Below are 17,561 nucleotides of genomic sequence, written 5' to 3'. Positions count from 1 at the left end.
CGTCCGGCGCCGTCAGGACCTGCTGAGCAGTGCCAGCCGCGAGGCCGCCTCCCTCACCTGTGCCGCCACCCGCTCGCCGTCGAACTCGTGCATGGCGACCACACCGACCGAGGCGCCCGCCGTGCCCGGCACCTCGAACCCCGCCGCCACCCCGGTGGCACCCTGCTGGAGCTGTCCCGAGGTGATGCTGTAGCCCAGCTCCCGGGCGAGCGCGATCTCTTCGGACTCATCGGGCGCGGGCGGCTGCAACGCAAGGATGGCGACGCCGTTCGCCCCCCTCTCCAGCGGATGCCGCACACCGATGCGGTACCCCACCCGGACCGGGCCGTGCTGGACGACCGGCTCCGCCCCTGCCACCGGGACGCACTCCCGCGCGCCATGGGCCACCGTCAGAAACGCGGCGGCACCCGTGACGTCGGCAAGCTCCTGCAGCACCGGCTGGGCCGCCGACACCAGCTGCCCCTGGAACCGCCCCGCCAGCGTGGCGGCACCGGCACCGAGCCGCACCCGCTTGCCCTGCCGGGAGACCAGGGCGTGCTCCTCCAGCGTCTCCACGATCCGGTAGGCGATGGACCGGTCGATCCCGAGCTGGGCTGCGAGGTCTGCCACCGTCAGGCCGTCGGCCGTCAGCGAGATCACGTCCAGAGCCCGAAGCCCGCGATCCAGACCTTGCAGGGTGGCCATCGACACCTCCTTGATCCCGGGACCGCACTCGGCACCCGCGAAAACCGACACATCTTCTTCTGGCGCCACGTTAGGGCACGGGCACCCGACCGCACATGATCACGGACGCGCAGGGGCGGAGCGCGACCTTGACGGGGCCGCCACCGGGACCTAATTTCGGATTGTCGCTTCCATCGCACAAAAATGTGCGCTCAGCGCACATTTCCGTTGCATGGCACCGCGACTCCGAGCCACGAGGAGAGAGACTTGCCGTACTACCACCGGGCGGGCGCGGTCCCGCCGAAACGTCACACGCAGCACCGTGACCCGGACGGGAACCTCTACTACGAGGAGCTGATGGGCGAAGAGGGCTTCTCCTCGGACTCCTCGCTGCTCTACCACCGGCACATACCGTCTGCGGTGCGGGAGTTCCGTGTCTGGGACCTCGGCGACCAGTCGCTGGTGCCCAACCACCCCCTCCTCCCCCGCCACCTCTCCACGCACAAGCTGTTCGCGGAGGGCGAGTCCGGCGTCGACGCGGTGACCGGGCGCCGGCTGCTGCTGGGCAACGACGACGTGCGGCTGACGTACGTCGTGGCCGACACGGTGAGCCCGTACTACCGCAACGCGATCGGCGACGAGTGCCTGTACGTCGAGGCCGGGCGAGCCCGGGTCGAGTCGGTCTTCGGCGACCTGGAGGCCGCCGACGGCGACTACGTGATCGTCCCGCGGGCGACCACGTACCGGATCGTGCCCGACGGTGTCGTACGCGTCTACGTGATCGAGGCGAACTCGCACATCGGGCCGGTGCGGCGCTATCTCTCCCAGCACGGCCAGCTCCTGGAACACGCCCCCTACTGCGAGCGCGACTTCCGTCTCCCCGACGGGCCGAGGACCGTCGAGGGGGAGAACGTCGACGTGTACATCAAGCACCGGGGGCCGGGCGGCGTCGCGGGCACCGTCCACACCTTGCCGAACCACCCCTTCGACGTGGTCGGCTGGGACGGCTGCCTCTACCCGTACGCGTTCAACATCCGTGACTTCGAGCCGGTCACGGGCCGGGTCCACCAGCCGCCGCCGGCCCACCAGGTCTTCGAGGGCCACAACTTCGTGGTCTGCAACTTCGTCCCGCGCAAGGTGGACTACCACCCGCTGGCCGTGCCGGTGCCGTACTACCACTCCAACGTCGACTCCGACGAGGTGATGTTCTACTGCGGCGGGGACTACGAGGCACGCAAGGGCTCCGGGATCGGGCAGGGCTCGATCTCGCTGCACCCGGGCGGTCATCCGCACGGTCCCCAGCCCGGTGCGACGGAACGGTCGATCGGGGCGGAGTTCTTCGACGAACTCGCGGTCATGGTGGACACCTTCCGGCCCCTGCAGCTCGGCGAGGCCGCGCGTGCGACGGACGACGGAACGTACGTCTACTCCTGGGAGCGGAAGCGATGAGCCTCCCCCCGACGCCGGGGATTCCTCCGCTGCTCGCCGGGTTGTTCGACGACGCGGCGGTCTTCCCGCCCGGCAGCCTGCCGATCGAGGAGGCGGTCCCGGCCCACGTGGCGCACACCCGCAGCGCGCACGCCGGGCTGGTCGGGCCGTTCGTCCTCGCCGCCAAGGACCTCGACCGGCTCGCCGAGCTGACCGGCGGTCTCGCCGAGGAGTCCTTCGACCTCTCGGTGACCGTGCCACTGCCGGGCGTCTCCGACGCGGTCGCCGCGGCGGACCGGATCCCGGCCGTACGGCTGGTCGCGCTGGAGGTCACCGTCCCGGACCGGGCCGCCGCCGAGGAGGTCGCACCGGCCGTGGCCGAGGCGCTCGGCGAGAACAACTCCGTCACCGTGTACGTGGAGGTACCGCGCGACGGCCGGCGCGACGCGCTGCTCGCCGAGCTCGCCGGGACCCCCTACCTGGCCAAGTTCCGCACCGGAGGCGTACGCCCCGAGCTCTACCCGGACGAGCGCGAACTCGCGGCGACCGTCCTGGCGGCGGCGCGGGCCGGGGTCGCGTTCAAGGCGACCGCGGGGCTGCATCACGCGCTGCGCAACACCGATCCCGAGACCGGTTTCGAGCAGCACGGCTTCCTCAACCTGCTGGTCGCCGTCGACGCGGCGCTACTGGGCGCCGAAGAGGCGGAACTGGTGCGGCTGTTGGCCGACCGCGACGGCAAGCGGGTCGCCGAACGGGTGCGTGCCCTGTCGCCCCGCGTCCGTGACCTGTTCCGCTCCTTCGGCACCTGTTCCGTCGCCGAACCCGCCGCCGAGTCGGCCGCGTTGGGGCTGCTGCCCGCCGCGGCCGTCGCCGATCTGACCGAGGTGTCCGCATGACCAGCACCATCCAGTTGACCGTCCCGGCCGACTCCCTGTTCGGCCTGGCCAATCTGCCCTACGGCGTCTACTCGGCACCCGGTCAGCTGCCGCGCGTGGCGATCCGTTACGGCGACCACGTCATCGACCTGGCCATGCTGCTGGACGACGACGTCTTCGACCGGCCCAGCCTGAACGCCTTCATGGCCCAGGACCACACCCGCTGGGTCGAGGTCCGTACCGCGATCGCCGAACGGCTCCGGGGCCCGGTTCCCGCGGCGGCGGTCCACGACCTGGGCGCGGTGACGCTGCACCTGCCGTTCGAGGTCGCCGACTACGTGGACTTCTACGCCTCCGAGCATCACGCCGCCAACCTGGGCCGGCTGTTCCGGCCCGGCAATCCCGAGCCGCTGATGCCGAACTGGAAGCACCTGCCGGTCGGTTACCACGGGCGGGCGGGCTCCGTCGTCGTCTCGGGCACCGACATCGTCCGGCCCTCGGGGCAGCGCAAGGGCCCCGACGACCCGGCGCCGGTCTTCGGTCCCTCGACCCGGCTCGACATCGAGGCCGAGCTCGGCTTCGTCGTCGGAACCGGCAACGCGATGGGCGAGTCCATCGGCGCGGAGGACGCGGAGCGGCACATCTTCGGGGTGGTGCTCTTCAACGACTGGTCCGCGCGCGACATCCAGGCCTGGGAGTACGTCCCGCTCGGCCCCAACCTGGGCAAGTCCTTCGCCTCCACGATCTCGCCGTGGGTGGTTCCGCTGCTCGCCCTGGACGCCGCCCGGGTCCCGGTCCCGCCCCAGGAGCCGCCTGTCCTTCCGTACCTGCGGATGGCCCGGCCGTGGGGCCTGGACGTCGACCTCGCGGTCGAATGGAACGGTCAGGTCGTCTCCCGACCGCCGTACGCCGCGATGTACTGGTCCCCCGCCCAGATGCTGGCCCACCAGACCGTGAACGGCGCTCCCTCCCGCACCGGTGACCTGTTCGCCTCCGGCACCGTCTCGGGACCGGAGAAGGAGCAGCGCGGCGCCTTCATCGAACTGACCTGGGGCGGCAAGGAGCCCGTCACGGTCAACGGTCACCAGCGCACGTTCCTGGAGGACGGGGACGAGATCGTCCTCACCGCCACCGCCCCGGGCGCGGACGGAATCCGGATCGGCTTCGGCGAGGCCCGCGGCCGGATCGTCAGCAGCAAGCGTCGGGAGGCGTGATGAGCAAGACGGTGGCCTCGGCCGCCGAGGCGGTTGCCGACATCGCCTCGGGCAGCTCGCTGGCTGTCGGCGGGTTCGGGCTCTCCGGGATCCCGGACCGCCTGATCGCGGCGCTGGCCGAGCAGGGCGCCGACGACCTGGAGGTGTTCTCCAACAACTGCGGGGTGGACGGGGTCGGGCTCGGCATCCTGCTCGGCCTCGGCCGGATCCGCCGGGTCACGGCGTCCTATGTCGGGGAGAACAAGGAGTTCGCCCGCCAGTACCTCTCCGGTGAGCTGGAGGTGGAGCTCACCCCGCAGGGCACGCTCGCCGAGCGGCTGCGGGCGGGCGGCTCCGGCATCCCCGAGTTCTACACCCCGGCGGGCGTGGGCACGCCGGTCGCCGAGGGCGGCCTGCCGTGGAGGTACGACCGGACGGGAAACGTCCTGGTCGCCTCACCGCCCAAGGAGGTCCGCGAGTTCCGTGGCCGCCGGTACGTCCTGGAGGAGGGCATCGTCGCCGACTTCGCCCTCGTGCATGCCCGGCTCGGCGACACGGACGGGAACCTCGTCTTCAACAAGGCGACGCTGAACTTCAACCCCCTTGCGGCGATGGCGGGGCGGATCTGCGTCGCGCAGGTCGAGGAACTCGTCGAGCCCGGTGAGATCGACCCCGCCCGGGTGCATCTGCCCGGCATCTACGTCCAGCGGATCGTCCACACCGGCCCGCAGTCCAAGCACATCGAGAAGCGCACCGTCCGGGAGAGCGTGGCATGAGCGAGCAGCGGACCGGCTGGTCCCGGTCACAGATGGCGGCGCGTGCCGCGCGGGAACTCCGGGACGGCGAGTACGTCAACCTCGGCATCGGCCTGCCGACCCTGATCCCCAACTTCCTCGCGGAGGGCGTCCGGGTCACGCTCCACAGCGAGAACGGCATCCTCGGAACGGGCCCCTACCCGACCGACGACGAGGTCGACGCCGACCTGATCAACGCGGGCAAGGAGACCGTCACGGTCGGCCCGGGTGCGTCGTTCTTCGACTCCGCGCAGAGCTTCGGCATGATCCGCGGCGGCCACATCGACACCGCCGTGCTCGGGGGCATGCAGGTCTCCGGCACGGGTGACCTGGCCAACTGGATGGTGCCCGGGAAGATGGTCAAGGGCATGGGCGGCGCGATGGACCTGGTCCACGGCGCCAAGCGCGTCATCGTCCTCATGGAGCACGTCGCCAAGGACGGCTCCCACAAGATCGTCGACAGGTGCACGCTGCCGCTCACCGGGCAGGGAGTGGTGCAGCGGATCATCACCGACCTGGCCGTGCTCGACGTCTCGGCCGACGGGTGCCGGCTTGTCGAACTGGCGCCCGGTGTCTCCCTCGACGGGTTGCGCGAGAAGACGGGCACTCCTGTCGCGACCTGACCTGCCTGACGCAACTTCACGGGGTACGAGCAAGGCTCCCGGCCTCCGCTATGCCGTGGCGCGCGCCGTCTCCAGCAGTAGCGGGTCGTGGGCGTTGACGACGAGGAGGTCGGGGTCGGAGCGTCGGTGCAGTTCGGCGAGGCGGTCGTGGTTGGCGCGCACCTTCCTGCCGTCGTACGCGATGAGCGCCTCCATGCCCCGCAGGGAACCGGGGACGCGGGAGTGCCCGTCGAGCGTGCCGTGGTGGTAGAAGGCGTCACCGGCGTGCAGCAGCCAGCGGTGGCCGGCGTCGACCGCGACGGCGGCGTGGCCGCGGGTGTGGCCGGGCAGCGCGACCAGGACGATGCCAGGGGCGATCGCGTCGAGTTCGCGGGCGGCGGCGAACCCGCGCCACTGCTCGCCGTGGGGCCGGTGCTCGACAAGCTTGGGACGGTGCTCCCATTGGGGGCTCCGATAGCGGATGCGCTCCCGCCAGGAGGGGGCGTGGACGGCGCCGAGCGCCTCGTCCGCGGTGAGGTGGACCTCGGCCCAGGGGAAGTCGGACAGACCTCCGATGTGGTCCGCGTCGAAGTGGGTGAGGACGATGTGCCGGACGTCCTCGCGGCGGAAGCCCAGCCTCTCGACCTGGCGGGCGGCCGTCTCCTCGGCGTCGAGGACCGGCCGGACGAAGTGCCGGGCGGGTCCGACGCGCCGCTTCGGGTCGGCGATGTCGTCGAGGCCGTAGCCGGAGTCGACGAGCACCAGACTCCCGGGCGTCTCGATCAGGAGGACATGGCAGACGAGGGGGGCTCCGGGAGGCCGCATCGTCCCGCAGTTGAGGTGGTGGACTTTCACGGGGGGGTGTCCTTGGTGTCGAGGGGTGCGTCGGTCAGCACCACGAGACGATACTTACGTCGTATGTCTACAGTCGCCAAGGCTGACTTACGACATAAGTAATGTCAAGGTGACCCAGGACGCGGGAGTGCCCGAAGGTCAGGACTGTTCCCCGACGCGGTGGCGGATCGCGTCGAGGAGCATCTCCAGGCCGAACTCCATCTCCGCCTCGTGGTCGCAGACCGCCAGGTCCGCAGCCGCCGCGGCGACCGCCGGCAGTCCGCTGTCGACGAGTTCCTGCTCCCGCATGGCCGTCACCGCCGGGATGGCACCGGCGTAGGTCGGCGCGAAACCCACCTCCCGGGAGAGCGTCCCGATCAGGAAGGCGATGAAGGCGCGCAGCACGTGGACGGCGGCAGCGCCCTCCAGTCCCGCACGGTTCAGCACCAGCAGTGCGGCCTCCACGACCGGCATGGCCGCGGGAGCGTTGAGACGCCTGGTCAGCACCAGGGACGCGGAACGGGGGTACTCCAGGGCTGCGGCACGGAAGGACCTGGCCAGAGCACGGAGTCCGTCCTCCCACGGCATCTCGTCGACCTCGGGGATCCTGATCCCGCTCAGGATCAGGTCCGCCATGGCGTCGAGCACGTCGGTCTTGTCGTCGACGTGGTTGTACAGCGACATGGTGCGCACGCCGACCGCCGCCGCGATCTTGTGGAGCGACAGCTTCTCCATGCCCTCCGTCTCGGCCACGACGAGGGCCTGGCGCACGATCTCCGCCCTGGTCAGTGGCCCACGGCGGGTCATCCGCTGTGCCATCGCCTCTCCTCCGGTCAGCCGTAGTGCCTGGCAGCAGGCTTCAACCTATCCAATGCGCCTCAAGCGGTACGGCCGCGCCGGCGACGGTCCCGGTGACGGCGCCGGCAAGGATCGCCGCCCGAGTTCGGGCGAGAAGCATCGCGCGGGCATCCGGATCGGCGCACCGGAGAGCGACGGCGACGCCCTGGACGAGGATGCGGGCCGTGAACTCGCCGGCCTCGCCCGCGGGCCCAGAATGCCGGCCAGGGCGGTCGAAAGGGCCTGGAGCAGGCCGCCGGTGCGGGTCACCGGTGCATCGCCTGCGGCCCTCCGCCGTAGGGCACGCCCACGCGTGCCGCCAGTCCGGCGATGAGCAGTTCGACACCGTGCCGGAACTCGGCCTCGTGGTCGCTGACGGCCAGGTAGGGCGCGGCAGCCGTCAGCACGGGGTCGCCCACGGCCGCGATCTCGTCGACGCGCCGCCTGACCTGGTCGGGTTCGACCGCGCCCAAGGTGATGGCCGAACCGAGCTCCCTCATGATCATGCCGACGGTGTATCCGGCGAAGCTCCGCACCACATGGACGAGTTCCCGAGGGGAGAGGCCCAGTTCGGGGAACCCCGCCAAGGCGCAGCGGATGCTCTCCAGGGCCGCGGGTGACTGGGTGGGCCGGGTCAGGACCAGCGTGAACGCCTTGGGGTGGCGCAGGGCGGCGGCGCGGAAGGCGGCGGCATGGGCGCGGGCCCGCTCCTGCCAGGTGCCGAGGCCGGCCCCGGAGAAGTCGACACCGCCCAGCAGCACCTCGGCGACGCCGTCCAGCAGGGCGTCCTTGTTCGGTACGTGGTTGTAGAGCGACATCGCCTCGACTCCCAGCCCACCGGCGAGTTTTCGCAGGGAGAAGGAGTCGGGACCGTCCCTGTCGATCATCTCCAGCGCGGCGTCGACCACCTTCTCCCGGGTCAGGCCGAGCCGCCTGCCCCGGCCACTGCCCTGGACCTTCATCGCACCGCTCCCTCTCCCGCAATCGAGCCTTGACATCACTTATTGCGTAAGTCTAGCTTGATGAAACAATGAACATACGGTGTAAGTATTAATCATCGGAGAACACTCATGACCAGCACCATGCGCGCACTCATGGGCGGCGCCGGCCCCGAATGGGAAGCCCGCGACGTCGCCGTCCCCGAGCCGGGGCCGGGGCAGATCCGGGTCCGGGTACGGGCAGCCGCCGTGAACCGGGCCGACCTGTACATGCTCCAGGGCACCTACACCCCCCGGGCGAAGACCAGCGACCTGTTCACCGCCGGCCTCGAATTCGCCGGCGAGGTCGACGCGATCGGCCCCGACGTCCCGTACCCGGCCGTGGGCGACCGGGTCATGGGTGTCACGCTCGGCGCCTTCGCCCCGTACGCGCTGGCCGACCACCGCCATGTGATCGCGGTGCCGCCGTCCCTGTCCTGGACGGACGCGGCGGCCCTGCCCGTGGCCCTGGCGACCGAGCACGACGCCCTCACCCAGGGCGGGTTCGGTCTCAAGGACAGCGTGCTCGTCGTGGGCGCCACCTCGTCCGTCGGCCTCATCGCCGTACAACTGGCCAAGGCTCTCGGCGCGTCCAGGGTCATCGCGACCACCACCTCGGACGGCAAGGCCGGGACACTGAGGGCGATCGGCGCGGACGTGGTCGTCAACACGGCGTCGGAGAACCTCGCCGAGGCCGTGGCAGCCGCCAACGACGGTGCGGGAGCCGACCTCACCCTCGATCACGTGGGCGGGCGCCTCTTCGCGGACACCTTCCTGGCCACGCGGATCGGCGGCACCGTCGTCAACGTCGGCCGGCTCGCCGGTGCCGAGTCGACCATCGACCTCAACCAGCTGTCGTTCCGCCGCCTGCACGTCATCGGTACGACGTTCAGCGTGCGCACCCCCGACGAACTGGCCGACGTCTGCACCGCCCTCATGACCGACGTCGTTCCCGCCGTGGCGGAGGGCCGGATCCGCGCCGTCGTCGACAGCGTTTTCGCCTTCGACGACGCCAGGGCGGCGGCCGACCGCATGCGTTCCGACAAGGCCGTCGGAAAGATCGTTCTGGAACTGCCGGAGTCCTGATCCGACCCGGGGGTTCCCTCCCCCGGCCCTCCCAGAGAGAAGTGAGCCGCAGCATGAGCCGTGTTTTCGGGCAGATCGCGCAGATCGGATACGTCGTCCGTGACCTGCACTCCGCCATGGAGTTCTGGGTGGCCCAGGGCGTGGGCCCCTGGTTCTACCAGGACCCGGTGCAGACGGACTGGTTCAGGTACCGGGGTGTGGAGTCCGGCATGAGGATGGCCGCCGCGCTCGCCAACTCCGGTGACGTCCAGATCGAGTTGATCCAGCCGCTCGACGACGAACCGTCCCTCTACAAGGACTTCCTGGACGCCGGGCACGAAGGCGCCCAGCACGTCGCCTACTGGACCACGGACTACCAGGAGCTCTACGACCGGGCCCTGTCCCTCGGCTACACCGTCGCCCAGGAGGGCGCGATCCAGGGCGGCCGATTCGCCTACCTGGACACCGAGACGCACCCGGGCACGGTCATCGAGATCTCCGACATCGGCGGCACCAAGGGCGAACTCTTCGCCGCGCTGCGGGAGATGGCAGCCCAGTGGGACGGCACCAACCCCATCAACAAGGTCGGCTGACCCGACCCTGCGAAGGACGAACCATGGACTACCCCGACCTGACCGCCCTGCCCGCCGAGTTGCAGAAGCTCGCGGCCGAGCGGTCCGCCGTCAACGTCTACCGGATGGCGTTCCACTCGCCCGCCCTGGCCCCCGCCTTCCTTCAGATGGCCGACGCGATCTTCCAGAGCGCCCTTCCGCACCCCCTGCGCGAACTCGCCATCCTCCGGGTCGGACACACCTACCGGGCGCCGTACGAGATCCACCACCACGAGAACATCGGCCGTCTCCTCGGCCTCGACGAGGCCGGCATCGCCGCCGCGAGGTCCGGCTCCGCCGAGGACCTGACGGCGGAGCAGGTCGCGGTCCTCTCCCTCACCGACCGGCTGCTCGCCCGGCACACCCTCACCGAGGCCGACCGCGCCGAGGCACTGGGGTTCCTCACCGTGGGCCAGCTCACCGACCTGGTCCTCACGGTCGGCTTCTACCAGCTGGTCTGCAACTTCCTCAACACGTTCGACGTGACGACCGAGGGCGAGAAGGCCCCCTACTGACGCCCTGCACCGAGTCCCGGGAGGACCCATGAAGCTCGCCTGGCAGGACTCCGACGTCCTCGACATGCCCACCCTCGGCACCCGTGTCCCCGCCTTCGACGGCCTGCACGAAGTCCCCGGCGGATACGGCGCCAAGCTCGCCTGGGCCCGCAGCCAGGCCGCGGTGTTCCGGTCCGAGTTCGCCGCGACCGGCACCCCGGACACCATCGCCACCTGCGACCTGATCACGCTCCCCTACCCCACCAGGTTCGGCCTGTTCCGGGCCAGTCGGGCGATCGCGCCGTTCGTCAGCATCACCAACCGCATGCTCGTCGTGCGGTGGACGGAGAGCGACGGACGCAAGCGGGTGCTGCTGTTCGAACCCAGCGACCACGAACTCGGCCAGAACACGCCGTACTTCGCCGCTCTGCTCCGCCGCACCCCCAAGCCGTTGCAGTCGCTGCTCACCACCGAACACGGCGCGGTCCTGAGTCACTTGGACCAGCTCGGGATCAGTCCGGCGGACGTCGACTACCTGCTCTTCGACCACCTGCACACCCAGGACCTGCGCCGCTGGGTGGGCACGACAAGGCCGCAGTCCGACCTGGGCGGCGCCACCGTCGTCCCCGCCTTCCCCAACGCCAAGGTCATCGTGCAGCGTCACGAGTTGCTCGCCATGTCCCAGCTGCACCCGCTCCAGCAGCCCTGGTACCAGCCGGGGACCTACCAGGACGTACGGCCGGACGCCTTCCTCGCCATCGACGGCTCGCTGATCCTCGGGCCGGGCGTGGCCGTGGTGGAGACCCCGGGGCACGTCCTCGGGAACCAGACCCTGGTCCTCAACACCTCCACCGGCATCTGGGCGTCCAGCGAGAACGTCATCGCCGCCGAGTGCCTCACCCCCGAGCACTCCCGCATGCCGGGCATCGCCCGCTGGTCCCGCACCTGGGGCCAGGAGGTGGTCCTCAACGCCAACACCATCGAGACCACGGCCGAGCAGTACAACTCGCTGATCATCGAGAAGACCCTGGTCGACCGCGCCCAGGCCGACCCCCGCTTCCTCCAGTTCTTCCCCTCCAGCGAACTGACCGCCTCCTGGGCCAACCCGGGAACCACCCCCACCTTCACGCACAAGGCGATCACTCACGCCAGTACGAGCCGCTGACAGGCCGGCGGCGAGGCTCACAGGGTGGCCGCCGGCCCATCACCGTCAGGAGACAGAAATGAAGATCGCCGTCCTGGGCGCCACCGGAAACATCGGCTCCCGCTTCCTCGACCAGGCCCTTTCCGCCGGCCACGAAGTCGTCGCCTACGTCCGCCGCGCCGATGCCCTCGCCCCACGGGCCGGGCTGACGGTCGTCCAGGGATCGCTGGACGACGAAGCCGCCCTGTCGAAGGCCTTCGTCGGAGCGGATGCCGTGGTCTCGTGCCTCGGCGTGCCCCTGCGCGCGAAGAAGCCGATCGACCTGATGCAGCGCACCCTGCCGGTCATCACCCGCGCGACCCGCAACGCCGGCATCCAGCGGTTCGTGCTGGTCTCCGCGTTCGGTGTCGGCGACACGGCGCGGAAGGGGTCGTTCCTGGCCCGGCTCGTCTACCGCACCGTCGTCGCCCCCATCTTCAAGGACAAGGAAATCGCCGAGGAGATCCTCCCCTCGACCGGCCTGAACTGGACGACCGTCTACCCGGTCAACCTCAAGGACGCCCCGGCGGCCCCTTCGGCCGCCGTCAAGCGCCTCGACCAGGTCGCCAAGGTCCCCGGCCTGCCCACGCTGCCGTTCGCGAACGTGGCGACCGCGCTGGTCGACATCGTGACGACCAACGATCCTTCCGAGCAGCGGCTGCTCGTCACGACCGCGAGCGGGTGGCAGCCGCTGCACGGCGGTTGAGGAGAGGGCGTGACCGTCGGGACGCGGGCGAACGGCCGGCGGTCAGGGGTCAGTGATGTCGAGGGTGACCTTCGACAGAGGACGGCTCACGCACGTCAGCACGTACCCGTCGGACTTCTGCTGTGGGGTGAGGCAGTTGGGCTCGTCCTGGGTGACCTCGCCGCCGCGGAGCCGCACCACGCACTCGCCGCAGGTGCCGACCGTGCAGGAGTACGGCAGCGGGAGCCCGGCGGCGAGTCCCGCGTCGAGCAGGGTCCGTCCGGGTTCGACCACCGCCGTGCCGACGGGGTGCCCGTCCTCCTCGACGGCCATCTCCTGCGGCGCGGTCACGGGGGTACCGGTGTCCGCGCCGCTGGTGTAGCGCTCGTGGTGCACCTGTTCGTCCGGGACGTCGAGTCCGGCGAGGGCGGTGCGGACGGCGTCGGTCAGCGGGTCGGGGCCGCAGACGTAGTAGTGGGCGTCCGGGGCCGCGGACAGGCCGGTGACCCAGCGGCGTACACCGTCCGCGTCGAGGCGTCCGTCCCGGCGGGTCAGGACGTGGGTGACCGACAGCCGCCCGTGGTGGTCCTCGGCCAGGCGGGTCAGCTCGCCGCCGAAGATGATCTCGGCCTCGCTGCGGCTGCTGTAGAGCAGTGCGATCCGGTCGCGGTCCGACGGGACGGCGAGCCGGGTGCGGATCATGCTCATCAGGGGGGTCACCCCGCTGCCCGCCGCGACCAGCACGAGCTCGTCCGGGGGTTGCGGTCCGGCGTGGAAGGACCCCGACGGGCCGCGCACCGCGAGGCGGTCCCCGGCGCGCAGGGCGCGGTGTGCGTGCGTGGAGAACCGGCCGCCCTCGACATGCTTGACGGTGACCTCCAAGCGGGGGCCGCCGGGCACGGAGGAGGCGGAGTAGGCCCGGCGCACGGAACGGCCGTCGATGTCGGCGACGAGGGTGAAGAACTGGCCGGGCCGGAAGTCGAACGCCCCCTGTCCTGCGTCGGCGTCTTCCAGTACGAGCGTCACGGCGCTCGGTGTCTCCCGGCGCACCTCGGCGATGCGCACCTGGCGCAGACCGTGGTGCTCCATGCCGGCGACGGGGGCAGGGCGTCGGCCCCGGCGCGCGCGCCGACCCCGGCCGGGATCGCCCGCGCCGGCACCGGGCTCGATGTCCTCGTAGCCCTCCTTGCCGAGTCCGGACCGGTAGGCGCGGTTCATCGCCAGCCGGAGCAGCCGGGTCACCCCCGGGATCGCGCCGACCGCCCGCACCAGGAAAGCGGTCGAACCACCCCCGGATTCCGCCGAGTTGGCGGCGAGGTGCGCGCCTCCGAGCGCCAGGAGGTCCGGCACGGTGGCGCGGTCGAGGTGGGCGCCGGGGGTCCAGAGCCGGGCGCGGGCCACGGCCTCGTTGCCGGTCACCTCGGCGTGCTCGACGTCGACGAGCAGCGCCAGCTGCGGGGGCATCCCGCGCAGTGCCATGGTCTCCAGCAGCGCGGGATCGTCGGTGATCGTGCCCCTGCCCCGGACGTGCAGCACACCGGCGCGCCCCGGCACCAGCGCGGCGAACGAGAGCCGGTCGTCCCGCAGCAGGTTGTGGAGCGTGTCGGCGCGTTTGTTGCCCTGGCGGTCGGGGACGACGAGCGTGCGGCCGTCCAGGATCCGCGCCGCCGCCTGCCGGTCCCCGCGCGGACTCGTGTCGCTCCCGCCGGACGCGTCCCACGTGGACAGCGCGAGGAACGGCGCCGCCGCCAGGAACTCGGCGACGCCGGGCCGCCCCAGCGGGCCGTCCGCAGTCGTGGTCCCGGCCACCGTCCCCGCCAGGGCGGGCGACTGCCACAGCCGGGACCGGAGAACGGCCTGCGCGCAATGGACGTACGCTTCCTGGATCTCGACCGTCGTGCGCGTGCCCTTGTTCGTCGCCACCGTGCCGTTGACGCGCAGGATCTCGCCGATGCCCGGCAGCAGGAAGAAGAACGAGACCGGGCCGTGCGGGGCGCCGGGCCCGTGCCAGGAGAACGAGATCCGCGTGGGCGAGTGGACCCGCGCGAACCCGGGTGTGCCGCCGACGAAGGTCGTCCTGCTGGTGCCGTCGGCGTTCCGGTACCCGAAGGCCGCGATCGGGCACCGGGCGAGGACGGTACGGCAGCCTTCGTCGAGGGCGCTGATCTGCTTGCGCATGATCATGGGCGCGGGGCGGCCGATGGCCGTCTCGATCTCGTCCGCGGCGGTCAGCCGACGCGGGATGCTCGCTCGGTCCGCTTCCTGCACAGGGGTCCCCTCCAGTCGGCGAACGCGGTGATCGCCCTTGATTCCGCCACCATGCATGACCCTGCATGACCTTCCATGACCTTGTTTCCGCAGGTCATGGCAGTATTGTGAGCAATAACTCAACTCCTTGGCTACTCGCATTTCATGCGTCGGGAAGGACTCCGGATGCCGTCGGCCGACCGCCACCTTCAACCACGTCGCAGGCCCCGCCAGGTGCGTGCCGAGCTCACCCGGGAGCGGATCCTCACCGCCGCTGCTCACGTTTTCGCCGAGTACGGCTACGCCGCAGGCACCACCAACCGCATCGCCGAACAGGCCCGTATCTCCATCGGCTCGCTGTACCAGTACTTTCCGAACAAGGACGCGATCCTGGCCGAGCTGATGGTGCGGCACATCGACCGCGGTACCTGGACCCAGGCGGACCGGCTCGACCTGTCCCCCGGGAGCCTGGAGACCACGGTTCGGGCCCTGGTCCGGGACGCGATCGACAACCACCGTGACGATCCCCAGTTGTTGCGGATCATGATCGAGGAGGCGCGGCTCTCCCAGGATCTGCTCGACACGATCGAGCGGCACGGGCGGGCGCGCGTCGCCCAGGTACGCGACCTCCTCGCCCGGCACCCGGACGTCCGCGTAGGCGATCTCGGCACCGCCGCCGAACTCATCGTGTTCACCGTGGAGACGAACACGCACAAGCTCATGGCCGATCCGCGGACCATCCCGGTCGAGACCTTCGAGAACGAGCTCGTCGACATGGTCACGCGCTATCTGCGCGGCGGTGGGTAGCTGCTCGCACCGGTCACACGCCGTTTCGACGCCAGGTACCACGGCTTTTCAACGCCAGGTCACACGGGCGCGGTCCGCTCCGGGAGGTCCTGCTCGGTCCAGATGCACTTGCCGTCCTGGAGGTAGCGGGCGCCCCAGCGGCGGGAGAGGGCGGCGACGAGTTGCAGGCCGCGTCCGCCTTCGTCGGTGTGGGTGGGGTGGCGGATGCGGGGAGTGGTGAGGCTGCCGTCGTAGACCTCGCAGGTCAGGGCGCGGCTGCGCAGCAGGCGCAGATGGACCGGGCCCGTGGCGTGGCGCACGACGTTGCCGACCAGTTCGCTCACCAGCAGCTCGGTGGTGAGCACCAGGTCGTCGAGGTCCCAGTTGCGGAGCTGCTTGCGGATGTGGTCCCGTGCCTGCCCGGCGGCCCGGGGATCCACCGGAAGGTTCCAGGAGATGACGTCTCGGGGGGCGGTGCACCGGACACGGACGATGAGCAGCCCCGCGTCGTCGTTCATCTGCTCCCGATCGGGCAGCAGTGCCGAGACGACCCGGTCGCACAGGTGCTCCAGGTGCCGGATGTCGTCGTCCTCCCCGGCGGCCGTGGGGTGTGGGGCGTGGGCCGCGGTCGCGGCCTCGGCGAGGATCCGCCTGAGCTGCGCCATTCCCTGGTCCACGTCCCGGGTGGCGGATTCGACGAGTCCGTCGGTGCACAGCGCGAGCATGCTCCCGTCCGAGAGGCGCAGCCGGTGGAGCCCGAAGGGGGGCTTGGCGGCACCCAGCGGCGGGTCGGGGGTCGCGTCGGCGGTGTGGACGGTGCCGTCGGGGCGGACGACGATCGGTGGCGGGTGACCGGCCAGGGAGTACGAGAAGGTGGCGGCGACCGGGTCGAAGACGGCGTACAGGCACGTGGCGTAGGTGTCCTCGCTGACCTCGCTGACCAGGTCGTTCAGACGGCTGAACAGTTCGTCGGGCGGGATGTCCAGATCGGCCAGCGTGCGCACCGCGGTGCGCAGCCGTCCCATCGTGGCCGCCTCCGTGATGCCGTGGCCCATCACGTCGCCGATCACCAGGGCGACCCGGTCGGCCGGCAACGGAATCACGTCGTACCAGTCGCCCCCCACCTCCTCGCCCCGGCCCGCCGGCAGATAGCGGGCGACGGCGCAGACGGCGGGCAGGCAGGGCAGGGCCTTGGGGAGCAGGCCGCGCTGCAGCTGCTGGGCGCGGGCGTGCTCCATGTCGTACAGGCGGGCCCGCTCCAGTGCCTGGCCGACCAGGCCGCTCAGGGCCATCAGCCAGATGCGCGCGCCTTCGTCGAAGGAACGCGGCCGGCTGAAGGACACGACGCACAGGCCGATGACGCGTCCGGAGGCGAGCAGGGGGAGGAACGCCCAGGCCTCCTTGGGGGACAGCTCGTTCACCGCCCGCAGCGCCGGGTAGCGCCGGTAGATCTCGGCGCGCGACTCGATGAACCGCGGCGTGCGCGTGCTCACCACGTCGTGGACGGTCTCATTGGCTTCGAGTGGAATTCCTTCGACCACGCGCAGGAACTCCGGTGGGTAACCGGCGGAACCGACCACGTGCAGCCGGCCGGCTTCGAGCACTTCGAGGACCAGTCCGTCGGCTCCGAACGGGGCCTGGATGTAGTCCGCGACGGCACGGGCGACGTCCTGGGTGGTGATCGCCTCGGCGAGCGCGACCGTCAACTCGCTCATCTGGGCGGAACGGGCCGCCGCGGAGACAGAGCCCGGACCGGGTGGCGTGCCCGGCGGGCCCATGAGGCCCGTGCCGACCCACTGCGCCACCGTGCGCAGAAAGGACCGGCGCACCTCGCCCGGTTCGCCCGGTCCGGCCACGAGCCCCGACAGCACGCCGATCGGCCCGTCGGTACCGCCCAGAGGCATCGCCACGGTGCCGGCCGCACCGACTCCGAGGCGGTCTCCGCTCACCCATGTGTAGGCGCCGCGCCGTAGAGCGAGGACCGGCGCCTCCTTCTCGTCCCCGCCCAGTTCCGCCCACGGCTGCATGTCACCCGAGGCGGGTCCGTCGGCGGCGACGAGAACCAGCCTGTGGGCGCCGGGATCGAGCCGGTACACGGCCGCGCCGAGTCCCCCCAGGCATGTCGTCACCTGCTGGAGCGCCACCGACAGCGTCTCCGCGTCTCGCGGCTGCACAGCCGAGACCGCCGCCAGACAGGGCCACGACGGCTGCGGCCTCTCCGCATGGCTCCCGAGGCCGCCGGGCTTCCCAGCTGCCACTGTCTCGCCTCCTGCCCGTCCGCAGGAAC

General features: G+C 71.1%; 17 protein-coding genes. 11 read left to right on the top strand and 6 right to left on the bottom strand.

Annotation, left to right across the window (positions count from 1 at the left end; translation table 11 throughout):
• Positions 1-12: 12 nt before the first annotated feature.
• The gene (locus tag AB0D74_RS20055; protein ID WP_362588246.1) at positions 13-684 is read right to left on the bottom strand and encodes a helix-turn-helix domain-containing protein; all 672 of its coding nucleotides are present in this window, start codon (positions 682-684) and stop codon (positions 13-15) included.
• Between the two features lie 246 nt (positions 685-930).
• Here AB0D74_RS20055 and AB0D74_RS20050 point away from each other — a divergent pair, with 246 nt between their 5' ends.
• From AB0D74_RS20050 to AB0D74_RS20030, 5 genes are read left to right on the top strand one after another with little or no spacing between them, the layout of a single operon-like run.
• Positions 931-2,112 carry a homogentisate 1,2-dioxygenase gene (locus AB0D74_RS20050; protein WP_362588243.1) on the top strand — a complete coding sequence of 394 codons (1,182 nt, stop codon included), beginning with the start codon at positions 931-933 and terminating at the stop codon, positions 2,110-2,112.
• Positions 2,109-2,987, top strand: coding sequence for a hypothetical protein (locus AB0D74_RS20045; RefSeq protein ID WP_362588240.1), 879 nt, complete (start codon positions 2,109-2,111; stop codon positions 2,985-2,987). The genes AB0D74_RS20050 and AB0D74_RS20045 overlap by 4 nt, the downstream gene beginning before the upstream one ends.
• Positions 2,984-4,180, top strand: coding sequence for a fumarylacetoacetase (gene fahA / locus AB0D74_RS20040; protein ID WP_362588237.1), 1,197 nt, complete (start codon positions 2,984-2,986; stop codon positions 4,178-4,180). Before AB0D74_RS20045 ends, fahA begins: the two co-directional genes overlap by 4 nt.
• The gene (locus tag AB0D74_RS20035; RefSeq protein ID WP_362588234.1) at positions 4,180-4,935 is read left to right on the top strand and encodes a CoA transferase subunit A; all 756 of its coding nucleotides are present in this window, start codon (positions 4,180-4,182) and stop codon (positions 4,933-4,935) included. Before fahA ends, AB0D74_RS20035 begins: the two co-directional genes overlap by 1 nt.
• A complete protein-coding gene (locus AB0D74_RS20030; protein WP_362588231.1) occupies positions 4,932-5,576 on the top strand; it encodes a CoA transferase subunit B in 645 nt (214 codons plus the stop codon). The genes AB0D74_RS20035 and AB0D74_RS20030 overlap by 4 nt, the downstream gene beginning before the upstream one ends.
• 48 nt (positions 5,577-5,624) lie before the next feature.
• Here the strand turns inward: AB0D74_RS20030 and AB0D74_RS20025 are convergent, their stop codons facing one another.
• The 3 genes from AB0D74_RS20025 to AB0D74_RS20015 all read right to left on the bottom strand — a co-directional run bounded on the left by AB0D74_RS20025 (position 5,625) and on the right by AB0D74_RS20015 (position 8,188).
• Positions 5,625-6,410, bottom strand: coding sequence for an MBL fold metallo-hydrolase (locus AB0D74_RS20025; RefSeq protein WP_362588228.1), 786 nt, complete (start codon positions 6,408-6,410; stop codon positions 5,625-5,627).
• 138 nt (positions 6,411-6,548) lie between these two features.
• A complete protein-coding gene (locus AB0D74_RS20020) occupies positions 6,549-7,208 on the bottom strand; it encodes a TetR/AcrR family transcriptional regulator C-terminal domain-containing protein (RefSeq protein ID WP_362588225.1) in 660 nt (219 codons plus the stop codon).
• 284 nt (positions 7,209-7,492) lie between these two features.
• On the bottom strand, positions 7,493-8,188 hold the full coding sequence (locus AB0D74_RS20015) for a TetR/AcrR family transcriptional regulator C-terminal domain-containing protein (RefSeq protein ID WP_362588222.1): 696 nt from the start codon (positions 8,186-8,188) through the stop codon (positions 7,493-7,495).
• Positions 8,189-8,296: 108 nt separating this feature from the next.
• Between AB0D74_RS20015 and AB0D74_RS20010 the strand changes: the two genes are divergently transcribed.
• The 5 genes from AB0D74_RS20010 to AB0D74_RS19990 are packed head-to-tail and all read left to right on the top strand — an operon-like array spanning position 8,297 to position 12,262.
• Positions 8,297-9,289, top strand: coding sequence for a zinc-binding dehydrogenase (locus AB0D74_RS20010; protein ID WP_362588219.1), 993 nt, complete (start codon positions 8,297-8,299; stop codon positions 9,287-9,289).
• A 53-nt stretch (positions 9,290-9,342) separates the two neighbouring features.
• Positions 9,343-9,861: a VOC family protein gene (locus AB0D74_RS20005; protein WP_362588216.1), complete on the top strand. Its 519-nt coding sequence runs from the start codon at positions 9,343-9,345 to the stop codon at positions 9,859-9,861.
• Positions 9,862-9,884: 23 nt separating this feature from the next.
• Complete coding sequence (locus AB0D74_RS20000; protein WP_362588213.1) at positions 9,885-10,394, top strand: carboxymuconolactone decarboxylase family protein; 510 nt, start codon at positions 9,885-9,887, stop codon at positions 10,392-10,394.
• 28 nt (positions 10,395-10,422) lie between these two features.
• On the top strand, positions 10,423-11,538 hold the full coding sequence (locus AB0D74_RS19995) for a hypothetical protein (protein WP_362588210.1): 1,116 nt from the start codon (positions 10,423-10,425) through the stop codon (positions 11,536-11,538).
• 58 nt (positions 11,539-11,596) lie between these two features.
• Entirely contained in the window at positions 11,597-12,262 is a 666-nt protein-coding gene (locus AB0D74_RS19990; RefSeq protein WP_362588207.1) for an NAD(P)H-binding protein, read from the top strand.
• Positions 12,263-12,304: 42 nt separating this feature from the next.
• Here the strand turns inward: AB0D74_RS19990 and AB0D74_RS19985 are convergent, their stop codons facing one another.
• A complete protein-coding gene (locus tag AB0D74_RS19985; protein ID WP_362588204.1) occupies positions 12,305-14,509 on the bottom strand; it encodes a 2Fe-2S iron-sulfur cluster-binding protein in 2,205 nt (734 codons plus the stop codon).
• Between the two features lie 165 nt (positions 14,510-14,674).
• Between AB0D74_RS19985 and AB0D74_RS19980 the strand changes: the two genes are divergently transcribed.
• Positions 14,675-15,295: a TetR/AcrR family transcriptional regulator gene (locus AB0D74_RS19980; RefSeq protein ID WP_362588201.1), complete on the top strand. Its 621-nt coding sequence runs from the start codon at positions 14,675-14,677 to the stop codon at positions 15,293-15,295.
• Between the two features lie 59 nt (positions 15,296-15,354).
• Here the strand turns inward: AB0D74_RS19980 and AB0D74_RS19975 are convergent, their stop codons facing one another.
• Positions 15,355-17,448 carry a SpoIIE family protein phosphatase gene (locus AB0D74_RS19975; protein WP_362588198.1) on the bottom strand — a complete coding sequence of 698 codons (2,094 nt, stop codon included), beginning with the start codon at positions 17,446-17,448 and terminating at the stop codon, positions 15,355-15,357.
• Positions 17,449-17,561: the final 113 nt, after the last annotated feature.

The organism is Streptomyces sp. NPDC048278, assembly GCF_040652195.1.
Classification (GTDB): Bacteria; Actinomycetota; Actinomycetes; order Streptomycetales; family Streptomycetaceae; genus Streptomyces.
The sequence above is the reverse complement of the archived record's forward strand: the minus strand, read 5'-3'. Positions and strand labels throughout refer to the sequence as shown.

Coding starts and splice junctions, on each gene's coding strand:
- AB0D74_RS20055 (WP_362588246.1), bottom strand. CDS start 684: ATGGCCACCCTGCAAGGTCTGGATCGCGGGCTTCGGGCTCTGGACGTG.
- AB0D74_RS20045 (WP_362588240.1), top strand. CDS start 2,109: ATGAGCCTCCCCCCGACGCCGGGGATTCCTCCGCTGCTCGCCGGGTTG.
- fahA (WP_362588237.1), top strand. CDS start 2,984: ATGACCAGCACCATCCAGTTGACCGTCCCGGCCGACTCCCTGTTCGGC.
- AB0D74_RS20035 (WP_362588234.1), top strand. CDS start 4,180: ATGAGCAAGACGGTGGCCTCGGCCGCCGAGGCGGTTGCCGACATCGCC.
- AB0D74_RS20030 (WP_362588231.1), top strand. CDS start 4,932: ATGAGCGAGCAGCGGACCGGCTGGTCCCGGTCACAGATGGCGGCGCGT.
- AB0D74_RS20020 (WP_362588225.1), bottom strand. CDS start 7,208: ATGGCACAGCGGATGACCCGCCGTGGGCCACTGACCAGGGCGGAGATC.
- AB0D74_RS20015 (WP_362588222.1), bottom strand. CDS start 8,188: ATGAAGGTCCAGGGCAGTGGCCGGGGCAGGCGGCTCGGCCTGACCCGG.
- AB0D74_RS20010 (WP_362588219.1), top strand. CDS start 8,297: ATGACCAGCACCATGCGCGCACTCATGGGCGGCGCCGGCCCCGAATGG.
- AB0D74_RS20005 (WP_362588216.1), top strand. CDS start 9,343: ATGAGCCGTGTTTTCGGGCAGATCGCGCAGATCGGATACGTCGTCCGT.
- AB0D74_RS20000 (WP_362588213.1), top strand. CDS start 9,885: ATGGACTACCCCGACCTGACCGCCCTGCCCGCCGAGTTGCAGAAGCTC.
- AB0D74_RS19995 (WP_362588210.1), top strand. CDS start 10,423: ATGAAGCTCGCCTGGCAGGACTCCGACGTCCTCGACATGCCCACCCTC.
- AB0D74_RS19990 (WP_362588207.1), top strand. CDS start 11,597: ATGAAGATCGCCGTCCTGGGCGCCACCGGAAACATCGGCTCCCGCTTC.
- AB0D74_RS19980 (WP_362588201.1), top strand. CDS start 14,675: ATGCCGTCGGCCGACCGCCACCTTCAACCACGTCGCAGGCCCCGCCAG.